Here is a 24217-nt window from a genome sequence, read left to right as displayed (position 1 = left end):
AAGAGGTACGCCGGCCGGGTGGCCGACGGCAGTGCCGGACCGCGTCGCGCAGGAAGCCGGACCTGCCGGCTTCCTGCGCGTCCCGATCGGTCAGGGACGGAACCAGTTGCTCCAGTGGCCGTTCTCGTAACGGGTCTTGTACCAGAGCGCACCGTCGGTTCCCCGGGCCTTCAGCTGCAGGAAGGCACCGTGGAAGTCACTGATCCCGGGATCGCTCGTGACGACGCCGCCGAGCGACACCCGGCCGCCGAACCGCCCGTCCGGCGTGGTCCAGCGCGTCCACACGTCGCGGTCCCGGCCGACGTAGAAGATCTGCCGGGTGCCGTCGTCGAAGGTGTAGACGGCGATCTGCTTCCCGTACCCGCCGCCGCAGAGCATCCCGTCGCCCTGGTGGAACGGGTCCTCGATCGTGACCTCCGACTTCAGGCACTGCGGCAGGGCGATCGCGTCCGGCCCCGCCGCCTCGGCGGTGCCGGCCGCCGCGGCGACCGCGCCGACCAGTGCGGCGGTGACCACGGCGGCCCTGCCGAGCCTGCTGCTTCCCACAGTTGACCTCCGGTTCGTACAAAGGATCCGCCGGCCGACCGGCCGGCCGGGGGGGCGTCCGGGGCGCGTCCGGCTACCGGAACCAGCCGCTCCAGCTGCCGTTCACCGACCGGTTGTTGAACCAGTGCCGGGAATCGGTGCCGATCACCTCCAGCTGCACGAAGGCGCCGTTGTGGGCGTTGACCCGGACGTCGCTCGTGGCACGGCCGCCGAGTGAGACCAACGGGCTGCGGGTCTCGTCCGGGTTGGTCCAGTAGGTCCACACCGCGTGGTCCGCGCCGATGAAGAAGGTCTGCACCGTCCCGTCGTCGAAGGTGTAGATCGGCATCTCCCGGCCGAACCCGCCTCCGCAGAGGTACAGGCCGTTCATGCCGGCCAGCTTCTCGACCGAGACCGTCGGCTTGTCGCAGTACCAGAGCCTGATCGTCTCCAGCGAGGCCGCGCCGGCGGTGCCCGCCGCCCCGGCGACCGTCCCCGCCACCGTCGCGGCGACCACCGCCACCGCCCCGGCCGCCCGCCCGGGCTTCCTCGTCCTCACCACTGACCTCCCGATGACCCGTCCGCCGAAATGATGAGGGCTCGGTCGCCCGGGGGCGGCGGACGACGGTTTCCGCCGTCCGCCGGCGCCGGGCCCTCCATGCGAGCCTGGCACCGCACTTGACGACCCGTCACCGGTGACCGACGGGTAACGGCCGTCCGGCCGGGCCCGCCTGCCCCCGAGGTCCACCCACCCCTGCCCGCACCCGTGACAACCGGCGCGCCGGCCCGGAGCGTCACCGGCTCGCCGGCCCCGCGCCCCACCAGGGGCCGCGGGCGGTGACACGGTCCTCACCGGAAAGGCCGGCCCAGTACTCGCCGGCCCGTGCCGTCGACGACGCACCCGCCTGCTGCTGCTCGCCCGGACGCCGGAAACGGGGGACGAGGGCCCGGAGTTCGACGCGGAGGCCGAGTCCCGGCCGTTCATCGACGCCCTGGAGGCCCGCGCCCGTGAGGCCTTCGGCCTGGCCCTGCGTCGGGCCGAGGCGGCCGACGTGGTGATCGCGGAGCGGCTGCACCTCCCTGGGGAGCTGGACACCGTCGGCCGCCGGAACCTGCACCCCGTCTCGCGCGTACCGACGGTGGAGCGGATCGTCTGCGACTGCGGCGGGAGCCGGTGGCTGATGATCCTCATCGACCGGGACGGGGCGATCGGTTGCTCCTGCGGCCGGCTGCGCCGGGAGGACCGCCTCACCCGCGAGGTGGTCGAGCGGACGGCCCCCGGCGGGTCGAGACGGTTCCGGCCGCCCTTCGACCTCGATGCGGTCGCCGCGCAGGCCGGGTTCGGTCCCTTCCGCCGTCAGTGGTGAGCCTGCCGTGGCTCACCTCTGGAAGGTGGTGGGCGGGGTGGGTCAGGGCGCCCAGGTGACGGGGAGGCTTGTGACGCCGTGGATGTCGGCGGCCTCGGGGCGCAGCGGGACGTCCTCGGGCGCGACGGCGAGGCGCAGGGCGGGGAAGCGGTCGAGGAGGGCGCGGAGGGCGACGCGCAGTTCGACGCGGGCGAGCTGCTGGCCGAGGCACTGGTGGGCGCCGTGGCCGAAGGCGAGGTGGCCGCCGTCCTGGCGGCGGAGGTCGAGGGCGTTCGGGTCGGTGAAGCGGTCGGGGTCGCGGTTGGCGGTCCGGTACGAGAGGACGACGGTCGTGCCGGCCGCGATGGTCACACCGGCGAGTTCGACGTCCTCCAGGGCCGTCCGCATGAAGGTCTTCGCGACGGTGAGGTACCGCAGCAGTTCCTCCACCGCCTGGTCGACGAGGTCGGGGTCGGCGCGCAGGGCGGCCAGTTGGGCGGGGTTCTGGAGGAGCGCGAAGGTGCCGAGGGCGAGGGTGTTGGCGGTGGTGTCGAACCCCGCGGAGAGCAGGACGAGCGCGATGCCCTGGAGCTCCTCGTCGGTGAGGTCGCTGTCGGTGAGGTCGCTGAGCACGTCGTCGGTGGGGTGGGCGCGTTTGTCGGCGACCAGCCGCGCGAGGTAGCGCTGGGTGGCGGTGTAGGCGGCGATCAGCTCGTTCTCGTCGGTCTCCCCGCCGAGGAAGGTCTCGATCTGGCTCTGGAAGGAGCCGCGGTCCTCGTACGGGACGCCCAGCAGCTCGCAGATGACGATGGCGGGGACGGGCTTGGCGAAGGCCGTCACCAGGTCGGCCGAGGAGCCGCCCCGTTCCATCGCGTCCAGGCGATCGGCGGTGATCCGCTCGATGCGTTCGGTGAGCTGCCGCATCCGCCGGGCGGTGAACTTGCCCACCAGCGGCTTGCGGTAGCGGCCGTGCTCCGGCTCGTCCGTGAGCAGGAACTCGCCGGGCGGCGCGGGCGGCAGAGCGAAGTCGACGACGTTCATCAGATCCTTGCGGGAGCTGAAGCGCGGGTCGGCCAGGACCGACCTGACGAGGTCGTAGCCGGTGATCAGCCAGCCGGGGTTCCCGCCGGCGTGGGTGAAGCGGCTGATGGGGCCGCGCTGCCGGGCCTCCAGCAACTCGGCGGGCGGATCGAAGGGGCAACCGGACCGGCGGGTCGTCGGCGGTGTCGTGCCGGTGTGCGCGGACTCACTCATGGCTGTTCCTCGGCTCGCGGGAGGTGCTTCCGAAGTGTGTTCGGAATATCTCGAAAGCTACGTTGCGTTCAGGTCGTCGTCAATTGCGGAATTCCCCTATTCCCAGGCTGGCAGCCGGAAATTGATGCAATAGGGATGCAGCCGAATGCAACGACCCGTTGCAATGAATGCCGCCGAAGGCAATACTGGCGCCATGCCAGGAGGACGCTTGACCCCGCAGGAGCGCCAACGGATCTCGGCCGGACTCGCCGACCGGCTCTCCTTCGCCGAGATCGCCAGACGGCTCGACCGTCCGACCTCGACGATCAGTCGGGAGGTCGCGCGCAACGGCGGCGCTTCCGCCTACCGGCCTCAGCAGGCCCAGCAGGCGGCGGCCCGACGGGCGAGGCGGGGCGTGCCGGCGACCCGGCCCGCGCCCGGGCCGGCGGTCGACGCGGTGGCGGAGGTGATCGTGGAGGCCGCGGTCAGGTCGGGGATGCCGAGGATGACGGCGCGCGTGCACGTCGACCTGCTGCTGTCCGAGGACGGCAGGCGCACCGCCGCCGAGCTGGCCCGCAGGCTGAGGGTGAGCCCGGCCTCCGTCTCGGTGGCCGTCAACTCCCTCGTCGAGAACGGCTACATCCGCCGCGAACGCGACCCCCAGCGGCGCCGCGACGTCTACGTGCACGACGACGAGGCCTGGTACCGGTCGATCGTGATCGGCTCCCGGCACACCCTGGAGACGACGCACGCCGCGGCGGACCTCATGGGGGAATGGGAGCCGGACAGCCCGGTGGCCCAGCGGCTGGCCAAGGCGGGCGCGTTCCTGGAGCGGGTCATCCAGGACATGCTCGACTCCGCCGAACGCTGGCGCGGCCTCCTGTCCTGATTCACGTCCGGTGTGGCGGGTCGGTGATCGGCTGGGCGGGCTTGTTCGCGGGCCGGAGGTTGATGGGTCGGTTGAGGGTCGCTCTGCGGTGTGCGGGCGGGCTGTGGGGTTGTTGCCGACTGAGCGTCAGAGTGGCTTGACCTGCTGATTTTAGTGTTTGGATCCGGGGGCGGTCCGTGGACCGCCTGGGAGGGCTGCCCCGCCAAGGTGTCGCCTTTCGCCCTGCCGGGCCTTTCCACCTCGGCCGTTTCTTTCGGATCGGCGGAGGGAAGCAAAGGCGGGCACATGCCGGGGCAGGCCCGGTCCGCTTCCATTGCAGTGGGGCGGCGTCCTTCCGGGGCCGAGCCCTCTACTCCGCCGCCACGATGCGCTCTACTGCGGCTGTCACCAGTTGTTCGCGCTCCGCCTCCGTGAAGACATCCGGCAGGGTGAGCTGCTCGACGATCAGCCAGTTCAGCGTCAGCATGAGCAGCTTGACTGCCGTGGCGTCGCCGGGGAGGCCGGAAGCCTCGTGATAGGCGACATTGGCGTCGACGTCGGCTCGGACTCGCTCTGTGAGGAGCTTGCGGAGTTCGGGGCGCCGCGTGGCCTCAAGGCGGAGTTCCAGTAGCGCGAGGTAGCCGGTGCGGAAGGAGGCGATGCGGCTGACGAGCTCGCGCATCAGTTCAGCGTAGGTGTCCCGGTCGCCGTCGGACGCCTGCTGGCGGGCGATCGTGGCCTCGTCGGGCTGGAGTCGCTCGTAAACCCGGGCGCCGGCCTGGGTGAACAGGTCGTCGCGGTTGGCGAAGTAGTTGGACGCCGTGCCGGCGGGAACAGTGGCCTCGGCGTCCACGGCCCGGAAAGTCAGGCCGCGTGCGCCTTCCCGGGCCAGCACCTCGATCGCTGCGTCAACGAGGGCAGCGCGCCGCTGGTCGTTCCGTCTCACCATTGACACCACTCCAAACGTAGTACTACATTCAAACCACTTCAGATATAGTACTACGCGTGAGGGTCACTATGCGAAAGCTCGTGTATTACATCGGCGTCTCGCTCGATGGCCGCATCGCCGGTCCCGGCGGCGAGTTCGACTTCTTCCCGCAGGGCGACGAGCAGCAGGCCACCGCCTACTCGAACTGGATGAATGCGCTCTACCCGGAGACCATCCCGACCGCTTACCGCGCGGCCGTCGGCGTCGCTGACGCGCCCAACCGGCGTTTCGACACCGTCGTCATGGGCCTCGGCACCTACCGCCCCGCCCTCGACCACGGGATCACCAGCCCGTATGCGCACCTCCGCCAGTACGTCGTCTCCAGCACCCTCAAGCCAGACACCGACCCAGCTGTCACCGTCGTGCCGGGTGACCCGCTCGCCCTCGTCCGCGAGCTCAAAGACGAGACGGGCACTGGCCTGGACATCTGGCTCTGCGGTGGTGGCCAGCTCGCAGGCACCCTGCTGCCCGAAATTGACGAGCTGCTGATCAAGACCTATCCGGTCGTGGCCGGTAGCGGAATCTCGGTAGTCGACGGTGCCTTCGACCCCACCGTCTTCGACGTTGCCGAGCGCACCGCCTTCCCCAACGGGGTCACTTTCACCCGCCTCGCCCGTCGCTAGGCGGTTCCGATTTAGCGGGCGGATGGAGGACGATGCCCGCGCGGACGTGGTGCTGCAGAACGTGGTGACCGCCGGCTGCCCGGCGGACGGAGCCGGCCGGGAAGGCGGCCTGGAGACGGTGCCGTGTGACCACCAGTCGCGCCAGCAGCAGTGGCTCCCGGTAGGAGTGGGGCCGGCCTTCCTACGGAAGAACCGGGCCACGGAGCGCTGCCTGGCCGACAGTGAGTACGGCCTGCGGCCCTTCACATGCGAGCCCGCAGACCGTCACCGCCGCCGGGGCACCGGGAACGTCAGGGTGGAGCCGGTCGCGTGCGTCCAGGGTCAGGTCCGCGGAGGGGAGGGGCCTGGGCCGGGACAAGGTGTCGACGAGGAGCCGGGCGAGGTTGAGTTCCTCGCCCTGCTGTTCGTCCTTCTCCAGTGACAGCAGGTCGTTGACCTTGTACTGGTGCTCCGCGACGCTCCACCGCAGCATCCTGACCAGTGGCATGTGCTGGATGTACGGGTCGACCTCGAACCGGTTCGCCCGTTCGATGAAGTCGTTGAACACGTTCACGCCGATCGTGACCCGGTGCAGGTGCGCGCACTCCACAAGGCTGGGGACCGGCCGGCGCAGCGCAGCCGGGCCTCCTCCACGAACATGTCGAACACCGCCTCCCAGCTGCCGATGTGGCGCTCCCGCCAGGCCGCTGACATCGGGGCGACGAGCCGGGCCCACACATCCCGCCAGGCCCGCAGCAGCGGGGTGGATGCCGGGCGGCCGGGGTCGCGCATGACGGCGGCCAGCTCGTCGAACCGCTCCCTCACCGATGCCGGGTCGCTCGCGAGCGGCCCCTCGGTCAGATCGTCCATCGCGAAACCCAGCCCCATGAGGTCCGCGATCACCGACAGGTCCTCGGCCGCGGCCCCGGGCAGGAACCGGGCCGTGAGCCCCGTGTAGCGCTGCGCCCGGTAGGCCTCGACGGCCGCCGGGTCGTCCCGGAGCAGCCCGTGGCGCACCATCCAGGCCACGTGGTCCCGTTCGACCGGGGCCAGCGCCGGGTTGCACCGGGAGGGGCAGGGGGTGAGGAACTCGTTCCGCTCGACGACGGGCACGACGGCTCCCTTCGGAAGGACCGGCGTCCGCCCATTGTCCACCCGCCGCATCGCTCGCCGCATTGTCGCCCGGGGAGGCCGGCCGCACAGGGGGCACGGGGCCGCCGAGCAGAGCAGCCGCGCCATCTCCTCCCCGTGTGGCCGGCCTCCCACCGGCCCGCGCTCCAGGACCGGGGCGTCGGCGCCGAGCCGGTACACGAGGATCATGAGCGTGCGTGTGCGGCGACGACCGCTGCCTCGGACCGCCTGGACCTCCTGCCCGCCCGCCGGCGCCGCCACGCGCGGCGGTGCACCGGCTGCCGCCAGGACGACGCCGACCAGCGGGCCGGCAGGAGGCCGAACACGAGCAGGCCGCAGCCGCTGCCGCTGCCGTCGAGGAGAACCGCTGTCGCTCGTGGTGGCGGCGCCCCTGACCTGCTGCTCCCCGCTGCGGGGCTGCCGACCTGCGGTGGGGAGCTCCGCCGACCGACCGGTGAGTTCCTCTCCCGGGCCTGGTGGGATCTCCACGCCATCGACGGCGATGCACCCGGCCACCCGACGAGACAGATGGTTCCCCCTGGCCGGGCTGTCCGCGAAGCGGGTGACTGCGGAGACTCTCGCACCCGTGGCTGCGCTGCGCAGGAGAGCGTGTCGACCACTGTGTGGGACATGACCACAACCGACGATCCCTCCCAGACCGGTGCACGCCGGCCTGTCCGGCCTGCCGGGGCCGTACCCGCCGGGGACGGGCCCGCGCTTCCGGCGCCCAGCGGCTGGTTCTGCCTCGCTCTCTCCCGCGAGCTTGCGCGGGGCGCCGTCCTGACCCGCAGGTTCGCGGACGAGGACGTCGTCCTCTACCGCACGCGCGCCGGCACCGTCCGCGCCACCCGGCCGTACTGCCCGCACATGGGTGCCCACCTCGGCTACGGGAGCACCGTCGAGGGCGAGAGTCTGGTCTGCCCGTTCCACCGCTTCGCCTTCGGCCCCGACGGCACCTGCGTCAGCGATCCGGACGGCGTGCCGCTGCGCACCCGGGTGAACCACTTCCCGGTCCTCGAACGCAACGGCTTCCTCCACATCTGGAACGGCCGCGACGGTGAGCCCCCGGCCTGGGAGCTGCCCGCCGTTCCCGGCCCGCAGGTGCGGCCCACGGCGCACTGGGCGGTGGAGACGGACACCCACCCGCAGGAGGTGGTGGAGAACATCGCCGACTTCAGGCACCTCGGCACGCTCCACCGCCTGGCCGTGCGCCAGCTGTCGCCGCCCATCGCGGACGGGCCGTACCTGCGGACGAACCTCCGTTCCAACGCGGGCCGGATCCCCTTCTTCGGGCAGCTCTCATGGGAGGAGTCGACCCTGATGGCGGGGCTGGGGTGGAACCTGACCGAGCTTGAACTACCGCACTACGGCCTCGCGGTCCACCTCTGGGGCCTGCCCACACCGATCGGTCCCTGGCGGACTGTGCTGCGGGTGGCGGCGGCCTGTGAAGTCACCGACCCGCGCCGTGTTCCGGGCCTGAACCTGCCGGCGGTCCGCGCGGCTCTGACCCGGGCCGTCGCCCGCTCGACGCTGCGGATGACGGCCAGGATCATCCGCCAGGACGTCCCGATCTGGGACCACAAGCGGTACGAACCACGGCCCCGGCTCGCCGCGGGGGACCACTCGGTCGGCGTCTACCGGCACTGGGCCCGCCAGTTCTACCCGCCGGGCCCGCCCACCGGCCACGACCCCGCCTGAGACAGCCCCGCGCAGTCCGCTGGTCCGAGCGGCGGCCGGGCAGGAGCCCGCCGGTGCGCCGGCTGCCACCCGGGCCGACGCCCGCGCGCCCGACCCGGACCGTGCCGCGCGCCTGGGCCGGGTCCCGTCGAGCCGTCCCGGTTGCTGCTGGCCGGCTGGTGCCGGGTGAGTGGGAGTCGGGCCGTGCGGTCCTCGATTCCCCGTGGGTGCGGGGTTGGGTGTGGCTGTGCTGGTCCGGCCACGAGGGCATCCGCACCCTCCACCACGGCGCCGCCCCGGCCCGCGATGGTCCGAGCGCGACATTGACGGCCTGGACGGCTGGGCGGCCCTGGTCGACGGCCGAATCGTCCTTGGCGCCCGCCCGGACTCGCTGTGCCGGCGCCCGGCGTGCGTGCGTCGGCGAGCCCGGCCGGGCGGGGGCCGGACATTCCGGGATGCCGGACCATGATCGCGCAGGCTGCTGTCCTGCTGTCCTGCTGTCCTGCTGTCCTGCTGTCCTGCGGTCGGCCGGCGGCCGGGTGGGGCGGTCACGGTGCGGGTTTCGTGGCGCCCGGGGGACGGACGTCACTGTTGTAGAGGATCCTGGTGACGGCGGAGAGGCCCTTGCTGACGTCGGTGTCGGGGAGGCGGTAGGTGTTGTAGACGCCGTAGCCCTGGTCCTTGGTCTGCTGGGCGAGGTTCGCGGCGGTGGTCCAGCCGCCGGCCTCCTCGTCCCGGATGTCGATGGCGGCTGCCGCCAGCTGGGCTTTGGTGAGGCCGGGCACCTTCGGCGGGTCGAAGCTGCCGTAGGCGGGGTTCCAGCTGTAGTCGAGCAGCTTGCCGACGTCGATGTCGCCGTAGACGAGGTGAGGTTTGAGGGGGGTGTAGTTGGGGTGTGGGGTGGTGTGTGGGCTGGGGTTTTGTGGGTTGGGTGAGATCGGGTGTGTGGGGTTGGTGGGCTTGGGTGGTGGGGGTGAGCTGGGGGTTTCGCGGGTTTGGTGAGTGTGGTGGCCTGTGTGGAGGGGTGTGGAGGGTCGTAATGGCTGTTTTGGTGTTTTGGCTGGTCAGGGCTGTTTCGCCTGGTCGGGTGGGGTGTTTGGGAAGGTAGCCGTGGGCGGCTGGGGGCTGGTTTCTCGTTGTTCCTGAGGTTTTCTCATCCGGTGTGGGGTATGACGGGCGTGCTTCGGTGGCCGTCCGGGGCGGTGTTCTCATTGTTGTTGAGGGTTTCTCAGCTGGTCTGGGCGGGTGGTGACCCCGGTCTTCACCGGGCCTGCCTGCGGGGGCGGGGTGTGGAGTGGGTTTCGGCTTGGTGGTCCAGGCGTACCGCGTCGAGGGTGGTTTTGGTGATGCGTTCGGTGCCGTCGAGGATCGCGGTGAGGGCGGCTTCGCGGATGAGGCGGGCGAGGCTGCCGATGCGTCCGGCGGTGCGCTGGTGGAGGTAGGGGGCGTGGCGGGGGAGTGTGCCTGGGCGGTGGCGTTTGAGGTCGAGGGCTGTTTCGAGGTCGGCGATCAGGTCGGTGAAGGGGCGGCGGTTGCCGAGGCGGGCGGGTAGGGCGCCGGTTTCGAGGAGGCTGGCGCGGGCGGCGAGTTGCGCGCCGCGGACCCCGCTGAACAGGGCGGTGCCGGTGACGTCGATGCCGGCGTAGACGAAGGTGGCGCCGATGCGTTCGGTGAGGTCTTTCAACAGGTCGGCGGCTTCGGCGCCGGTGGTGGTGCGGGGGTTGAGGCGGTGGATCTCGTCGATCAGGACCAGGCGCACGCCGGCGGTGTTGTAGGTGTGGCAGACGGCCTGCATGAGTTGGGCCTGGGTGGTGCGGGTGGTGGCCGGGATGCCGAGGTAGCGGGCGAAGCCCGCGAGGAGGGTCTTGGCGCTCGCGCCGGGCGGCACGAGGACGTAGGCGACGGGTACGGCCGGTGGCCCGTTGCCGGGCGGGGCGGGGTGTTGGCGGGTGTGGGCGAGGTGGCAGGTGCGGCCGACTTCGAGCAGGGCGGTGGTCTTCCCGGTGGCGGCGGGCCCGGTGAGGATCAGGCTCGGGCGGGCGGTGGTGCGCTGATACCTGCCGAGGAGCATCAGGCGCCGCACGCTGAGCGCGAGGGTGTCGATGGCGGGGGTGCGGACGGTGACGAACGCGGAGTGGTAGGCCAGGCGCTCCTCGACGCTGCGCTCCGGTTCCCCGGGTGCGGGGGGTGCGGGTGCGGGCGTGGTGGCGAAGGTCTGGAAGCCGTGCCAGGTGTCGACCGCGTACGGCGCCGACTCCGCCGGCGCCGCCCCGGCGGCTGTGGGGCGCGTGTTGTTGGGGCTGGTGCTGGTCATCGCCGGTGCCCCGTTTCCCCGGTGCGCGCCGGGCCCCGGCGAGGTGTGACGACGTCACCGGCCTTCGCTCCGGATCCGACCCGGCCCCGTTCGCCGGGGTGCGGGCCGGGGCCGGGCACGGTGCGCCCGGCCCCGGCGGGCACCGGGATGCCGGCGAGCGCCCGGTGGCCCGGCCGGCGCCCTCGCACCGCCCCGGCGCGGCCGCCCGCCCCGGCCGACACCGCCGCCGCCGGCACCAGCGCGACGGCCAGCGGGCGGTCCCTGCCCGGCACGCCGCGCTGCGCCCGGCTTCGGCTTGTCGGGGCCGTGGCCGGTTCGGTGCGGGGGAGGTGGCGTCGCCGGTGGCCGTCTGGTGCGGGGGTGTGGCGGTTGTTCACCATCGTTCGGCTTCCTGGTGGGCGTTCCACAGGCCGAGGCCGGTGTAGGGCGGGGCGGGGGAGCGGCCGTCATCTTCGTCGGCGGCCCAGCCGTCGTCGTCCTCGTCGTGGTCGTCGGGCCACTGGCCGGCGTGGGGTTCGGTGTCCAGGGCTTCCAGGCTTTCGGTGTCCTCCCAACCACCGGCGTCCGTGCCTGTGCCGCGCGCGCCGGTGCCGTCCTCGATGCCGGGGCCGTGCGTGGCTGGTCCGGCTGTGGCCCGCCGCTGTGGCGGGCTGGCGCGCTCTTCCCGCACTGGTCGTGCCGGCTGCGCCGTGTCCTGGCCGGTGCTGGTGGGGTGGGGGATGCGGGCGGGGTGGGCGCGGGTGAGGAGGGCCTGTTCGGTGCGGGTGGCGTGGCCGGCGGCGGCGCGGCGGGTCAGGTCGTCGAGGGCCTGGGCGAGGTCGGCTTCGTGCCGGTCGTCGCCGCCGCGGCGCAGAGCGGTGGTGCGGATGTGCTGCCAGGTGCGGTCGTCGAAGGGCTGGTGGACGTGGTCGCGGTGGATCCAGGGGATCTCGACCAGGTCATCGCGGCCGGGCAGGCGGACCCAGATCTGGCGCAGGTCGTGGGGGTTGTGGTGGACCTCCCACCGGCCGCCCCGTGCGGCGGTGGGGGAGGGCTGGCCGCGGTGGGGGCCGAGGAGGTCGTGGTCGTAGGTGCGCTGCTCGAGGCGGATGCCGTGGTCGCTGATGGCGAGCCAGCGCACCGGCAGCAGTTCGAGGTAGTCCCGCCCGGTCAACGGGACCGGCACGTACCCGCAGACGGCGGTCAGCGCGCCCCACATCTCCATGGGGGTCAGCCGTGTTCTGGGCAGCACGGGGTGGCGCAGCCCGTTGTGGGGTCGGTGGTGCCAGTGGACGAGCCATTCGTCGAGGAGGTCCTGCAGCTGGGCGACGCTGTAGCAGGCGTGCTGTTCGACGTCGCGCCCGCGCTCGGTCACGTTGGTGCCGGTGTAGCCGGGCAGGTGCTGCCACAGCAGGGTGTTGAGGGAGCCGAAGGTCCGCTCGACGATGCCCTTCGCGGTCGGCGCGTGGGGCGGGGCGGGCTGCACGCTGATCCCCAGCGTTTGGCAGGCGGCGGTGAACGTCTCGGAGAGGTAGATCTTGCCGCGGTCGACGACGATCGTCTCCGGCACCACGACGGGCCGTGCCGCAGCGCCCTGCAGACGTTCGTCGACGGACAGCAGTTCCTCCCGGTGGGGGACGGGGGAGCGGGCGAAGCGCAGCACGTGGGGCCAGGTGGGCCGGGCGGGGTGGGGGACGGCCATCTCCGCGAGCAGCAACGCGGCGTCGACGGCCTTGGTGCTGTGCGGGCGCAGGACGGCGGCGAGGATGGCGCGGGTGGCGACGTCGACGGCGATCGTCAGCTCTGGGCGACCCACGGTGCCGTCGTCGAAGACCGCGAGGACGTCCAGGCGGGTGGTGTCGATCTGCACCTGCTCGCCCGGGCGCAGTGCCACGGTCGGGGTGAACGCCCGTCCTTCCCGGGGCCCGGGGACGCCGTCCCCGCGGCCGTGGATGTCCTCGCGCGGGTCGGTGAGGGCGGCGACCAGCCGGTAGAACGTGGCCTGCGAGCACATCGCCACCGCGTCCCCGTGCCGTTCCGTGAGGATCCTGGCCGCCACCGGGAACAGCGCCTTCACGGTTCCCTTGGAGCGGCCGCGCCGGCGCCGGATCGCCTCCTTCACCGCGGCCACCACCCGCTCGTCCGTGCGCCCTGCGGGGCTGGGGCTGCGGGTGGTGCGGTGGTCGACCAGCCCCCACAGGCCCTGCTTGCGGTAGTCCAGGCGCATCTTCTGCACCGTGGAGCGGCTGACCTTCCCGAAGCCGAGCGCGGTGAGCTCCTCGGCCTTGGCCCGCTCCCGCTGCGCGAGGGTGTACCGCGTCGGGTCGTAGCGCTCGTGCACCACATGGCCTGCGCCCGCCCCGTCCGGGTGGCCGGTCTCGACCTCGCGGATGTGGCGGCGCCACGCGAGCGCCCGTTCCCTGGCCGCCGCCGGGGCGGTCTCGAACAGGCCCCACTGCGGCGCCGCCTCCGCCTTCCCGCCGGCCTCGGGGCCGATGAGGGAGAACGTGGGGTCGGCGAACAGGTGCCCGGCCAGCACCACTTCCTCCCCCTCGTCGGCGACCAGGTGGATCCGCTGGCCGGCCAGGCCGACGACCTGCCAACGCAATCCCCGGAAGCGGACCTGCCCGCCGACCGCCAGCACCGGACGCCCGCCACGCCCTCGTGCCGCCGCGCTCACACCCCACCCCCGCCACAATCGCCGACCACCCCGGCCGTCCCCATCCCGCCGCTCCCTGCCACGGCCCGTACCGATTTCGGGCCGACGAGGACGCCCTGGTGCAACGGGCGCTCCAACGAGACCGCCAACTGGCCGTTCCACAAGGCGTGGAAGACAGCTGGCAGGACCGTCATCGGGTTGCCGAGCGCCTGAACGCCTTCCAGGAGCGGCCTCGGCCGCGCGAACGCCTCCAACAGCGCGTCCGCGACCTCGGGGCGGCCCCGGAACCGCGGGTGGCGGTAGCCGGCCAGCCACCTCAGGTTCGCCGCGAACACCGCATCCAGCGGTTCCAGGCGCCGGTAGCGCCAGCCGACCAGCTCGCACGCCGCCCGGGCCGCCTGCTCGCCGCGCAGGGCCCGCTCACCGCCCGCCTCAGCGTGACCGGGACAGTCGGCCAGCAGGGCGGTGCCGTCCGCGTACCGGGCGAACAACTGCGGCACCCACGAGCGAAGTTGCCCTCGCCGGGTGCGCCACGCCAGCCGCACCGGCCGCCCCGCCAGCCCGGTCACCTGCGGGTCGCGGTCCAGGACCATCAGCTGGGCGCGCATCGCGTTCGACCCGGACACCACGTGCCGCCCGGTGGTCGCCGACCACCACAGCCCCGGCCCCCACCTGCGCCCCGGCACGACCGGGAACGCGGACACCGGCGCCAAATCCTCGAACGCCACCGCCACGCAGGCGTCCTCCCACCGCTGGCGTACCTCCCGGCCGAGCGGATCGAGGAACACCGCCTCGAACCCCGCCCGCCCGTCCACATCCACCGGGCCCGCTGATCCATCCGCCCCGGCCCAACCGTCACCGTCCACGCCGCTCACGGTTCTCAGCCAACCCGCCACACAAACCCCCGAGGACGGCTTTCCCTGTTCCCACCCCGTCCTGTGACCTGGTGCGGTAGAGCACTTCACCCCCACCCGCGCTCTCACCCGGGCCCACACCCCACCACCCGAGCCCAAGCCCGGCCCCGCCCACACAGCGCTGCTCCCCGCCCGGGCCCGCCCCGGCCAGCGACCCGCCAGGCCCCTTCTACCGCCCCGTCCCGCCACCAGGCCCGAGTAACTCGGCGAGCGCGCCCGGGGACATTCCAGTCCATGCGGCCACGTCCTCGACCCGTACCCCGGCCTCCAACGCACCCCCCACCGTTTCCCGCACCGCCTCCCGCAGCAGGCCGATGCTGTGACCCAAGCCCTTCAACAGACGCTCGGCGGCCTCCGCACTGCTGCCCCGCTGCGCCCCGCGCAGCTGGATCAGCTGCTCCTCCGTGTCGCCGAGCAGGTTGGTGATCAGCATCCTCCGCTCAGGCTCAACCGCCGAGCGCCACACCGTCCCCGACCCCGGCAGCCTCACTTCCTTCGTCAGCGCCCGCAGCTGCGCCGCCATGCTCGGCGGCTGGAGCTCCCGGCGCACCCACCACAGATCGTCCCGGTACCCGGGCGGCACAGCCACGCCGCGGCGCCGGCGGACCACCGGGCCCATCCAGGCGATCAGCGGCCCGCCGAAGTCGACCGCCGCCAGCGGCCCCAACCATTCCCGTCCCACCCGCTCGCCGAGCCGCCGACAGAACTCCCCGTCCGCCGGCAGCGCCCGGGGCCGCCCGGCCCCGCTGTCCCGCCAGACCAACTCGGCCATCACCGGATCCAGCAGCGCGGCGGCGACCTCCACCACCTCCGGGAAGACGGCCGCGTCCCGCGCCAGCGCCCGCCACCGCCAGAAATCCCCACTCGCGTCCCCGCCCGCCAGGGCGTGCAGCCGAGCGGGCCACACCCTCTCGTCCGGCCACTCCAACGCCAGATCCCACCACCGGCACACCACCGCCCACGCCACACCGAACACCGCCTCAGGCCCCACCCCCGACCTTGCGGCCCGCCGCGCCACCGACCTCCACCGCCGCTGCGCCGCTACTACCTCCGGCAGGCCCCGCAGGTTGAGGAACTCCACGCCCTGGCCGAGGTCGGCGTCCGCGTCCAGCAGCCACCGCCCGTGCCGCGCACAGACCCGTTCCCACCGCTGCGCGTACCGCACCACCCGCACCGGCGCCCCGGCCCGCCGCGCCGCGCACGACCGGCACCCGAACGCCACCGGCCCCACCACCGCACCGCCCACCCGCCACACCGCCCGAGGTCCACCCCCACCCGGTCCTGTGGTCAGCTTCTCGTCCTCCACCCCCCAAGCCGGCAACGCCCGCCCCAGCACTCCCTCGCCGACCCCACACAACCCGGCCAGCACCCGCCGCCCGGCCGCATCCAGCACCACCTCGGCATCCGCCCGCAGCGCACCGCCCTCGTGCCGGGGGCGGTGGCCGCGCCACTGCCAGTGCGTCAGCACAGCGGCTTCATCCAGGCCGTAGCGGGCGGCGGCCCGCGCTAGGAACGATGACGTCGTCTCACCAGTGAACGGAGACACACGGAAGATCCCGGGAACCATGACCCCAGCCTCGCGGATCTCCACCTCCCGCGTATCGCTGTCCGGCTCCGCGGCCCTCGTTTTCGCCTTGGCTTCCTCAGGTACTCGACTTCCGACACTCCGTAGTCAAGCTCTGCGCAGGCCGTTACGCTGGCGCGATGGATCACGATGGAGCGGACATAGGGGCTGAAGGTCCGCCGACCAGCCGCGAGCAGGACGCCGTCCGGATCCTGCTGCTGATTGATGGCGCCTGCGAGCCGCTCACTTCCACCGAGCAGGCCCTGCCGGCCCTCGATCGGGCGCTGGGTGTCGTTCGGAGCCAGGTCAAGCTTCAGAAGCTCGACTTCTGGCTGCGGAACCCGGATTTTCTGGCCAACGAACTCCTCAACGGCTACGAGCGCACTGCCGAGCCCGAGCTCCTGGAGCACGCCGCCGCCATCCTGGATTCTGAGGAACCCGAAGTCCGTCGCTACCCGATGCTGCGGCACCACTTCGGCGCCTACGCGTGGCTGGACGACGCCTTGGCCGTCCTGCGCAGCGCAGGACTGATCGTGCGCCAGCGCCGGGGCACGATCGACCGCGTGCGCCAGCACGACTACTACCTCCTAGAGCGCGGCCGCCATGTCGTGCAGGAGATCATCCGAGAAGAGCCGACCTTCGCGTACTACGTCGACCGGGTCGCACTCGTTCTCGCCCTCGCTGGCGACAAGCGCGGTACCGAGCTCAAGGACATCCAGTACAGGATCCCTGAGTACGCGCAGACGCCACGGGGGCAGGTGATCAGGTCGATCAGCGCGAAGGCTCGCGAGCGGCTGGCCGCGGTGCGTGAACAGCTTTCGGCACAGGGAAGGGGATAGGCGTGAGTGCGCCGAAGGGCGAAGCACTGCTGGAGACCAGGATCGCCGAGAGGGCGAAGGTACCGGTCGAAGATGTCCGCGACGTCTTTGCGGCCTACGGACTGCCGCTCGTCATCTCGCCTGCGCGCCCGCGTTCCCTACGGCTCCACCGGCTGCGCCTGGCCGGTGAGCGGACCGGCAATATCCAACCGGGACCGTTTGACACGACCCTGCACTTCTCCGACGACCTGACCGCGTTCGTGGCCTCCAACCTCCGTGGCAAGAGCTCGGTGCTGGAACTTGTGACCTGGTGCCTTCGCGGAACCCGGAGGAAGGAGCTGGCGGACCGGGTCCGTGGCTGGCTGCGGCACGTGGACCTGGACGCGACCGTCGCCGGGACGCCCATGGCGTTCCGCTTGGACCTCGCCGAGGGAGAGATCACCTCGGCCGTCGTCCTGACCGGCCAGGACCCCGCAGCCCTGGCAGAGGCACGGTCCCCCGATCCGGCTCGAGGCATCACCCCCCTGTTCCGGGCGTTCAGTACGGAGAGCTACGCGGAGCAGACGGCGGGGCTGATGCTCGGCCGTCTGGACCTGCAGCCCATCCTCAACAGGTACAAGGAGACCGGAACCCAGACGCACGGCTGGCCGGCGTACTTCGGAGCGCTCTACCTCCCCACCGGCGCCGACAAGCCGCTCATGGGCGAGGTCATTACGGACGGCCTGCCGGGACGGCTGCTGCAGGTCTTCCTGGATTTGCCGGCCGCCGCCGCTCTCACCCGGGTCAAGACGGTCCGCGACGTGCGGGTCGCCGAGAGCAAGGCACGCCGCAACGAAGCCGAAGCAGCCGCCACCGAGCGGACTGCCGCCCGCGAGCACCTGGAAGAAGAGCTGGACAAGGCGCAGAAGCTTCTGGCTGGCCTGAAGCCGAGTGAGACGAGCGAGGTGTCCCTGGTCGACCTCGCCCATGCGGCCATGGACCTCGCCCAAGCCGTGGCCGACGCGCAGGACGACTGGGAGGAAGCAGACCGGACCTTCCGCCGGGCCCGCGCGGAACGGCAGCAAGCCGCCAAGCTCCTCAACGACGTCACCGAGAGCGCCACGGCCCGCCTCCTTTTCCACGGCCTGAACCCGACCAGCTGCCCCCGATGCGACCAGGCCATCGACGACGACCGCCACCACCGGGAACGCAGCGCGCACACCTGTGCGGTCTGCGCCCGAGAAGTGACCGGCGACGACGAAGACCCGCAAGCCGTAACGGCCGAGGCCCAAGCCCGCTTGGACGCGACCACTACCGCCGAAGACGACGCGAAGACCGAACGGGACCAAGCCCGGACGGAGGTCGGGCGTCTGACCAACCAACTCAAGGACGTTCAGACGCAACTGCGACGCGCGCAGTCCGCCGCCGACCTGCCGGCACGGCTCGCAGCGCAGGAAGCCGTACTGCGCCTCGAAGGCGCACTCAGCGTGTTCCCCGAAGCCGAGGATGTCCCGCAGGACGAGACGGAGGCGAAGGCCATCAGCATCCTGAGCGCCGCCGCCGACCTGCTCGACAACGACAGCAAAGCCGCCGCAGCCAAGCTGTTCGAGGAGATCAACGACGAGATCACCAGCCTCGCTACCCGCTTCGGAGTCCCCTCCCTCGAGGCGGTCTCCATCGACCGTGCCGCCCGCCTGCAGATCTTCCCCGTCGGCAGCGCCCCGGAATGGTTCAACCGCCAGGCCCCGGGCGCGAAGCTGCGGCTGCGTATCGCGGTCGCCATCGCCCTGCTGCGCATCGGCCGCCGCAACGGCGTCTCCACCCACCCCGGACTGCTGCTGATCGACAGCCCGAAGTCCGAGGAGATGCAGTCCGACCATGCCCACCAGCTCTTCCGCGAGCTGGCCAAGGTCGCCGCTGACAGCGAGCTGCAGGTGCTCATCACTACCGCCGACTTCGACCTTGCCCACGCTGCCCTGCCCGAGGAGACCATCCGGCAGACAGCGCCAGGTGCCGCGCTATGGTGACCGTCCGGCACGGCACAGGGAGGGGGAACGGACGGCATGCCCCAGCTCGCCGAACGGCTCACTGACCTGGCCGCTGGCGGGCAGGCCATCACCTTCCCCGCCATCGGACTGACGGCCGACACAGTGCTTGGCCAAGCCGAAGAGGTGGCCGCTGGCCCTCTCGCTCCCTTCCTCGCCGAGGCCGTCGCCGACGCCTACGACCGCGGCGACGACCGGTGGCACCCTGCCGCGGCGGCTTTCCCTCCGGGCCTGGCCACCCAACCCAGCGTTCTCCACCTCACCGCCTCAATCGACGCTCTCCTCCACAGCGCGTCGGCGGCCAAAGCCCTCGCCAAGCCCCTCACTACCGCGCTGCTGAATGACCTCTCCGCCCGCATCGAAGCGGCACCGCTGCTGGCCGCCGCCCGCCTCGAAGGAGCCCTGCGCCTAGCCGTCGCCGAAGCCGTCAGCCCCTTCAAGGTCTGGCAAGCTCTCGAAGACGTCTCCCTCGACAGCCCCGAGGACTTCCTCGAGCGACTCCCACGCATCCTCGGCCTCACCCTCGACTGCTGGGCCGACGAGAACACCATCGCCGACAGCGTTCGCGCCCTCCTCCACCAGCTCGCAACTGACGAAGCCGCCGACGCCGATGCCACCTTCGAACTCGGCTGCGACCAGTTGCGCCGCGCCCTCGCTTCCAATACCGCCGGTGACGTCACCAGCCACCTGGTTCAAGCCCGCAGGCACTTCGAGACAGCCGCTCAGGCCGACGAAGCCCGCCACGACGCCGAGACCTTCGCCGCGGTGTGCAACGCGGTCTTGGCCTTCGATCGGCATGATGCCGCGACTGTGACCAACGCCGCCGACCGGATCGCCGAACTCCTGGACCAGCGTGAAGCCTGGCTCCAGCGAACTCACCAGCCTTTCTGGCTCCAGCCCCGGCGTTCAGCCGAGATCGCATGGCACAAGCTCGTCCTGCAACTGCGTGCGGCCGCCAGCGCGCTAGACGAGGACGCCTGGATGGATGCCTGGCAGGCCCTGGACACGGTGCTCGTTGCCTACAGCGCCACCCGCACCGTCCAGCCGATGCCGGGCAGAGACACGGGCCACGGACTCGCCGCCCTGGTACAGCCAGCGATCGAGGACAGCTTTCTGCGCCAGCAGGCATTCCTCGCCCAACTACGCCGCGCCACCCAAGAGACCGAGCGCCATTCCGACCACGGCTTCGACGTGGCCACCGCCGAGGCTCTACTCGGCGCGGTCGACAAGTCCGCATCGGAACGCGAAGCGCGTCAGGCTAGCTCAGCGGCAAACCAAGATCAAAGCCAGGACGACGACCCTGGCGGGGCCATCCTGGCCCGTCTGCAGCGTCGGGCACCGACCATGATGCTCCGCCTTGGAATCGACCAAGCCCTGGGCATCGCTGATGCCTTGGACGACTCGCAACTGCTGGCTATCGAGGGACTCGCCTACGACAGCGACGTCGCACGACTGAATGCCACCGATCCACTGGTCGTGCCAAAGCTCGACGAACTCATGCGTGCTCTGGCTACGCAACCCTCGTTCACCGGCGATGTCCGGAGGACGTTCTCGGTGCTTGTCGAACAGACCCTGTTGTTCCTCAAGAGCCGGTCCGACATCACCCGAACCAACCTCTTCGGCTCGACCAAGAAAGGCGAACCGCCGCCGTTCGACTACCGGCGCAAGCCCGAAGGCCTGAAGGCGCGTAAACCGGTCGAAGCCGACCTACAACGCGACTTCCACCAATGGCTCCAACGCGGTCCCCTGCACAACGTTGTCATGGTCGAACCTGTCGACGTGGCCATGGGCCGCGCCGACGTCATGGTGCATTTCGGAAGCCTTCGCTATCTCACTGAGATCAAGCAGGACGCCACTGACAACAGTCGGCCCTACCTCGAAGGCCGCTACCTCGCGCAGGCAGCTGAGTACAGCAACACCAATGCCCCCTTCGGACAGCTCCTTGTCCTTGACCTCACGCCGAAGACCGACACCCAGGGCAACCTACGTATCGATGAGATGGTCTGGAACACCGTTCATCGGCCGAAGGGAGCCACGGTAGACCGTGCGGTTGTCGCAGGCATCGTCGCCGGCAACCGGACTACGCCCTCGGGCTACTCCAAGAAGTAGCCCCGAATCCGTGCCGGACCTGTCCGCCGACTGCTGGCGCGGCCGGTGGTGCAGAGAGGTCCGCGACTCTAACGACGACGGCTGGCGCGAGTACGACGACGCCGTGCCCATCGTCGCGACCACCCTTCAGCTGCTGGCCGAGCACGGGCCGCTCGGGCCGGTGTAGTGGCGCTTCGGCCGCTCGGGCCGGCACTCCCTCATCGAGGCCCTGGAGAACCCGAACAATCGGGCCGCCTACGACCAGCGCCAGGCCGCCCGCGAGGACGAGCAGCAACGGGTCCACCAGGAGCTGATGGACTGCCTGATCTGCATCGACTGCGGCGACGTTCCCGAGGAGGAGAGCACCTGGGAGTACGGCCGCCAGGGACAGGTCGAGTGGACCCGCCGACCCGGCGGCCGCTGCTGGCCCTGTCACCGGGACCGCGAGGAGCGCCTGGAACGGGAAGCCGAAGAGCAGCTGGAGGCCGCCCGGGCCGCGAACGCCGCGCTGCGCCCGTGCTGGTCGTGCCGGGGCTCGATCGGTGGGAAGGAGGGCTCGGAGCTGGAGTTGCGGGAAGGCCGGGCCGGACCGGCTGGAGTGCCCCGACTGCGTACGGGACCGCGCCGCGAAGGGCTTGGGCCCGCTGGTGCTGCCGGTCCCGACCAGGCGCGAGCTGGTGGCCGCGCTGGTCTCCACTCCAGACGATCCGTGGTGGGAGGACCACGTGCTGCACGCCAAGCTCTACGCGGTGAAGGGCCGCCGGAAATGAGGGGTGGCGACGAAAATCCGCCGTAGTTGGGTAGGTGAGGTGTGATCGGAGAGTCCGGATTCCGGGCGGTACCGTTTCCATGCCGGACAAATACGCACGGTAACCGAATTTACCGTGCGTCACAAAGGGTTATATCTGGACGAACCTGGTGTAGACGGGCGCCCTGAGCTACCTGACGCTGTCTGTCTGGGATGAGGCGGGGGGTGCAGATGACCGTTCTAGTCTCTGGCCATCTTCCATCGGGTACTGGTTGTGCTGGTGCCTGGTGGTCTGTCCAGGGAGGGGTTTGTGGTGCTAGAGGATCGTGGTCGTGCGGGCGGGCTGGCGCATCGTTCGCGGCGTTCGCAGGGGCCGGCTGGTGGTGTGCTTGTGCCTTACCGGTGGTTGGCGGGGGTTGTTGATGTAGGGGTGGCGGGTGGGCTGGTGTGGAGCGGGTTGAGCCTGTTTCAGGCGTGCCTGTTCGCCGTCGGGCTGCTGGTTGTGCCCGGGCTGGTCGTTCGGAGTGCGCTGGGGCGGGGAGCTTCCGGAGTGCAGCTCTGAGTTCGCTGGCAGGTGGTCGAGTTCCGTCACCATCTCCTGGTGACGGAACTCCCCCGGGCTCAGGTGTGACCTGTTGGTGGTGACGGCCGCGTTCTGGCCTCGCAGGGCAGGTTGTCTGGACCTTTGGTTGGACCTGTTGCAGGCGTCGGTGGGCTGGCGCCGTCCGGGTTTTGGTGACTGTGTGTAATGGTGGGGTAAGGTCGGGGGCCGGGCGGGTCCGGTTGGACGCCGGTGAGGTGTTGGCGGGCTTGCATTCGGGGTTGAATTCCGCCGATAGCCCCGCCCGATTGTTTTGGCGGATTGACTGCCGGAGGGTGGCCTGAATTCGGGCTGGATTTGTGGGGTGGGGGTAGCGGCCGGGGGCGGGTGTTCGGTTTCGTCCGGGGTGGAGCTGCCCGGCCCCGCGCGGTCCGCCTGACGAGTCCCTGCTCGGTCGCCGCTGTTCAGGCGTGGAGTGCCGGGGTGGCAGTGGGGTTTGCGGTGTGGGTCCGGCAGGCCTTGGCCGTAGGGCCGCTGGCGCCTAGTATCGTGCGCCGGCAGGCTGGCGCCTGGGGAGGACCGGACGTCGTGGCCTGCTCGGCAGCCAACCATCAAGGGGGAGTTTCTGATGATCCGTCGCTATGCCACCATCATCGCGGCCACCGTGCTGACCACTATCGCAGCGTCCACCGCAGCGTTCGCGGGAACCGCTCCCAACACCCCGTGACCTGAGTATCTGCGGGCCGGTTCCTCACAAGGGCCGGCCCGCAGTGCTGTGCGCGTGCTGCGCGAGGTCGTCGTCTCGGCCGGCCGCCAGGTGCTGGCGGTCCTGGCCGCTGTCCGAGGCGCTGTCCGGGGCGGCGGGGTACGGCCGGGACGGTGGCGGCCGGGAAGGCCAGCCTTGTCGGGCGGGCTGGTCCTGGTGGTGGTGCTCGGCGGCCGGAGGAGCCGGTGCGGGGTGCAACGCGGTGTTGCGGCGGCCCGCAACACGGGGCCGTGTTACGGGCCTGACCAGGGGTTATGTGGCTGGGAGCGGGGGCGGGTGGGTGTGTTGCACCTCGTGTTGCACCGGGCTGCGCCGGTTGGCCGGCCTCGGTGGCTCCCCGCCGCTCCGGCAGCCCGTCCGAGCCGCCCGGCGCCGTGGCCCCGCCGGTCCGTCGTTGGGCCCTGGCCGTCGTCCTGATCGGCCGCCAGGCCGTCCCGCTGCGCCCGTCTCGGCCGTCCGGCCGCCGTGCCCGTGCCCGCCCCGCTGCGCCCCGTCCTGGTCCGGTGTTCGGTTTGGTGTCGCCACTCCGGGAATTGCCCGGGTGACGCTGGGCGGGATTTTCTGGGCGGTGGGGAAGGGCGGTCTCCGTGTCGGAGTGGAGGGCCGTAGGCCCCTTTCCGAGGTGCCCGAATTCGATTCCCCGCCGCTGCGCCTCTAAATGGGTTCGGATTGCTTCTAGAAAGGGAGCGGAAGGGAATTCAGATTCCCGCCTGGAGTGCGTCCGGAGGGAGCTGTGATGGAGGGTTGCGGTGAGGTTGTCTGTTCGCCGCCAGCGCCTGCCAGGGAACCGGTAGGATAGAGCTGTGCGGAAGCCGGGGAGACGCTCCCGGATTCGCTGCGGATTCCGGTCCGGAGTCTGCGGTCGAGGGCCTGTCAGTCACCGCCGTGCGGGGCGCTCGTGAGGGCCCGCAACCGGGGCCGGAGGGGCCTAGCCGGCGCGGTGGGCCCGGAGGCTGCTCCCGAGGGCCGCAGGCCCCGCCCCAGGAACGGAGGATGGGCCGTCATCCCAGCAACCACAAGGCAGAACCACCTCCGAGAGCCCCACCGGCCGGCCCCGGGGGAGGGCCCCGGGGGCGGGGTTGTGGCTGATACCCGAAGTCCGCGACACATCGTCAACGCCGAGGGCCGCAGGCCCCGGCCGGCACCCCGCCCGTCCGGAGGGATGGGCTACTAACCGAATTTCGCGTCACATCGTCAACGCTCACCCCCGGGCGCAGCCCGGGAAACCCTGCCAGCCAATCGGCCCGTAGGGCCGTGAAAACACCAGCCGAACAAGACGGGAAAGCCTTCAGATTGACGGGCCGTAGGCCCGGCATGATGCCACCGGATAGGCGGAGCGCAGCGACGCCCCACGCCCACTCCAACGGCGCGTGCCGCGCCCACGAATTCGCCACCGGCGAATTCCCCCAACCACCCACCACCCGCCGAGGCG

The 24217-nt window shown here is 71.4% G+C and carries 18 protein-coding genes and 1 pseudogene; 9 read left to right on the top strand and 10 right to left on the bottom strand.

Annotated features, from left to right (window positions below; genetic code table 11):
* Nucleotides 1–90: 90 nt before the first annotated feature.
* Together ACF1AK_RS20060 and ACF1AK_RS20055 are read right to left on the bottom strand one after the other, a co-directional pair.
* Nucleotides 91–546, bottom strand: coding sequence for a hypothetical protein (locus ACF1AK_RS20060; protein ID WP_391500138.1), 456 nt, complete (start codon nucleotides 544–546; stop codon nucleotides 91–93).
* A gap of 73 nt (nucleotides 547–619) precedes the next feature.
* Nucleotides 620–1084, bottom strand: coding sequence for a hypothetical protein (locus ACF1AK_RS20055; RefSeq protein ID WP_391500137.1), 465 nt, complete (start codon nucleotides 1082–1084; stop codon nucleotides 620–622).
* Between the two features lie 493 nt (nucleotides 1085–1577).
* Between ACF1AK_RS20055 and ACF1AK_RS20050 the strand changes: the two genes are divergently transcribed.
* Nucleotides 1578–1892, top strand: coding sequence for a hypothetical protein (locus tag ACF1AK_RS20050; protein ID WP_391500136.1), 315 nt, complete (start codon nucleotides 1578–1580; stop codon nucleotides 1890–1892).
* Nucleotides 1893–1934: 42 nt separating this feature from the next.
* On the opposite strand, the gene ACF1AK_RS20045 is transcribed toward ACF1AK_RS20050, so the two are convergent.
* Nucleotides 1935–3125, bottom strand: coding sequence for a cytochrome P450 (locus tag ACF1AK_RS20045; protein WP_391500135.1), 1191 nt, complete (start codon nucleotides 3123–3125; stop codon nucleotides 1935–1937).
* A gap of 208 nt (nucleotides 3126–3333) precedes the next feature.
* Between ACF1AK_RS20045 and ACF1AK_RS20040 the strand changes: the two genes are divergently transcribed.
* Nucleotides 3334–3993, top strand: a complete 660-nt coding sequence (locus ACF1AK_RS20040; protein ID WP_391500134.1) for a helix-turn-helix domain-containing protein — start codon at nucleotides 3334–3336, stop codon at nucleotides 3991–3993.
* 349 nt (nucleotides 3994–4342) lie between these two features.
* Here the strand turns inward: ACF1AK_RS20040 and ACF1AK_RS20035 are convergent, their stop codons facing one another.
* Nucleotides 4343–4921 (bottom strand): TetR/AcrR family transcriptional regulator, encoded by a 579-nt coding sequence (locus ACF1AK_RS20035; protein ID WP_391500133.1) that lies wholly within the window; start codon nucleotides 4919–4921, stop codon nucleotides 4343–4345.
* Between the two features lie 68 nt (nucleotides 4922–4989).
* On the opposite strand from ACF1AK_RS20035, the gene ACF1AK_RS20030 reads away from it, so the two are divergent.
* Complete coding sequence (locus ACF1AK_RS20030) at nucleotides 4990–5583, top strand: dihydrofolate reductase family protein (RefSeq protein WP_391500132.1); 594 nt, start codon at nucleotides 4990–4992, stop codon at nucleotides 5581–5583.
* A 181-nt stretch (nucleotides 5584–5764) separates the two neighbouring features.
* On the opposite strand, the pseudogene ACF1AK_RS20025 reads toward ACF1AK_RS20030, so the two are convergent.
* Nucleotides 5765–6432, bottom strand: a pseudogene (locus tag ACF1AK_RS20025) (terpene synthase family protein).
* 891 nt (nucleotides 6433–7323) lie between these two features.
* On the opposite strand from ACF1AK_RS20025, the gene ACF1AK_RS20020 reads away from it, so the two are divergent.
* Nucleotides 7324–8391 (top strand): aromatic ring-hydroxylating dioxygenase subunit alpha, encoded by a 1068-nt coding sequence (locus ACF1AK_RS20020; protein WP_391500131.1) that lies wholly within the window; start codon nucleotides 7324–7326, stop codon nucleotides 8389–8391.
* 527 nt (nucleotides 8392–8918) lie between these two features.
* On the opposite strand, the gene ACF1AK_RS20015 is transcribed toward ACF1AK_RS20020, so the two are convergent.
* From ACF1AK_RS20015 to ACF1AK_RS19995, 5 genes are all read right to left on the bottom strand, one after another.
* Nucleotides 8919–9155 carry a hypothetical protein gene (locus ACF1AK_RS20015; protein WP_391500130.1) on the bottom strand — a complete coding sequence of 79 codons (237 nt, stop codon included), beginning with the start codon at nucleotides 9153–9155 and terminating at the stop codon, nucleotides 8919–8921.
* A gap of 476 nt (nucleotides 9156–9631) precedes the next feature.
* A complete protein-coding gene (locus ACF1AK_RS20010; RefSeq protein ID WP_391500129.1) occupies nucleotides 9632–10684 on the bottom strand; it encodes a TniB family NTP-binding protein in 1053 nt (350 codons plus the stop codon).
* Nucleotides 10685–11057: 373 nt separating this feature from the next.
* Nucleotides 11058–13271: a transposase gene (locus tag ACF1AK_RS20005; protein WP_391500128.1), complete on the bottom strand. Its 2214-nt coding sequence runs from the start codon at nucleotides 13269–13271 to the stop codon at nucleotides 11058–11060.
* Nucleotides 13272–13339: 68 nt separating this feature from the next.
* Complete coding sequence (locus ACF1AK_RS20000) at nucleotides 13340–14143, bottom strand: TnsA-like heteromeric transposase endonuclease subunit (RefSeq protein WP_391500127.1); 804 nt, start codon at nucleotides 14141–14143, stop codon at nucleotides 13340–13342.
* Between the two features lie 262 nt (nucleotides 14144–14405).
* Nucleotides 14406–15827, bottom strand: coding sequence for a DNA-binding protein (locus ACF1AK_RS19995; protein ID WP_391500126.1), 1422 nt, complete (start codon nucleotides 15825–15827; stop codon nucleotides 14406–14408).
* Between the two features lie 113 nt (nucleotides 15828–15940).
* Between ACF1AK_RS19995 and ACF1AK_RS19990 the strand changes: the two genes are divergently transcribed.
* From ACF1AK_RS19990 to ACF1AK_RS19970, 5 genes are all read left to right on the top strand, one after another.
* Complete coding sequence (locus ACF1AK_RS19990; protein WP_391500125.1) at nucleotides 15941–16639, top strand: hypothetical protein; 699 nt, start codon at nucleotides 15941–15943, stop codon at nucleotides 16637–16639.
* A gap of 2 nt (nucleotides 16640–16641) precedes the next feature.
* Nucleotides 16642–18624 carry a hypothetical protein gene (locus ACF1AK_RS19985; protein ID WP_391500124.1) on the top strand — a complete coding sequence of 661 codons (1983 nt, stop codon included), beginning with the start codon at nucleotides 16642–16644 and terminating at the stop codon, nucleotides 18622–18624.
* Between the two features lie 36 nt (nucleotides 18625–18660).
* Nucleotides 18661–20751, top strand: coding sequence for a hypothetical protein (locus ACF1AK_RS19980; protein WP_391500123.1), 2091 nt, complete (start codon nucleotides 18661–18663; stop codon nucleotides 20749–20751).
* A gap of 10 nt (nucleotides 20752–20761) precedes the next feature.
* A complete protein-coding gene (locus tag ACF1AK_RS19975; protein WP_391500122.1) occupies nucleotides 20762–20917 on the top strand; it encodes a hypothetical protein in 156 nt (51 codons plus the stop codon).
* A gap of 355 nt (nucleotides 20918–21272) precedes the next feature.
* Nucleotides 21273–21500, top strand: coding sequence for a hypothetical protein (locus ACF1AK_RS19970; RefSeq protein WP_391500121.1), 228 nt, complete (start codon nucleotides 21273–21275; stop codon nucleotides 21498–21500).
* Nucleotides 21501–24217 lie beyond the last annotated feature (2717 nt).

Origin of the sequence: Kitasatospora sp. NPDC015120 (assembly GCF_043080305.1) — a bacterium.
GTDB lineage: Bacteria > Actinomycetota > Actinomycetes > Streptomycetales > Streptomycetaceae > Kitasatospora.
The sequence above is the reverse complement of the archived record's forward strand: the minus strand, read 5'-3'. Positions and strand labels throughout refer to the sequence as shown.

Bases quoted from the DNA above. Each gene is read 5' to 3' on its own strand.
- ACF1AK_RS20045 (WP_391500135.1), bottom strand. From the start codon at position 3,125: ATGAGTGAGTCCGCGCACACCGGCACGACACCGCCGACGACCCGCCGG.
- ACF1AK_RS20035 (WP_391500133.1), bottom strand. From the start codon at position 4,921: ATGGTGAGACGGAACGACCAGCGGCGCGCTGCCCTCGTTGACGCAGCG.
- ACF1AK_RS20030 (WP_391500132.1), top strand. From the start codon at position 4,990: ATGCGAAAGCTCGTGTATTACATCGGCGTCTCGCTCGATGGCCGCATC.
- ACF1AK_RS20020 (WP_391500131.1), top strand. From the start codon at position 7,324: ATGACCACAACCGACGATCCCTCCCAGACCGGTGCACGCCGGCCTGTC.
- ACF1AK_RS20010 (WP_391500129.1), bottom strand. From the start codon at position 10,684: ATGACCAGCACCAGCCCCAACAACACGCGCCCCACAGCCGCCGGGGCG.
- ACF1AK_RS19990 (WP_391500125.1), top strand. From the start codon at position 15,941: ATGGATCACGATGGAGCGGACATAGGGGCTGAAGGTCCGCCGACCAGC.
- ACF1AK_RS19980 (WP_391500123.1), top strand. From the start codon at position 18,661: ATGCCCCAGCTCGCCGAACGGCTCACTGACCTGGCCGCTGGCGGGCAG.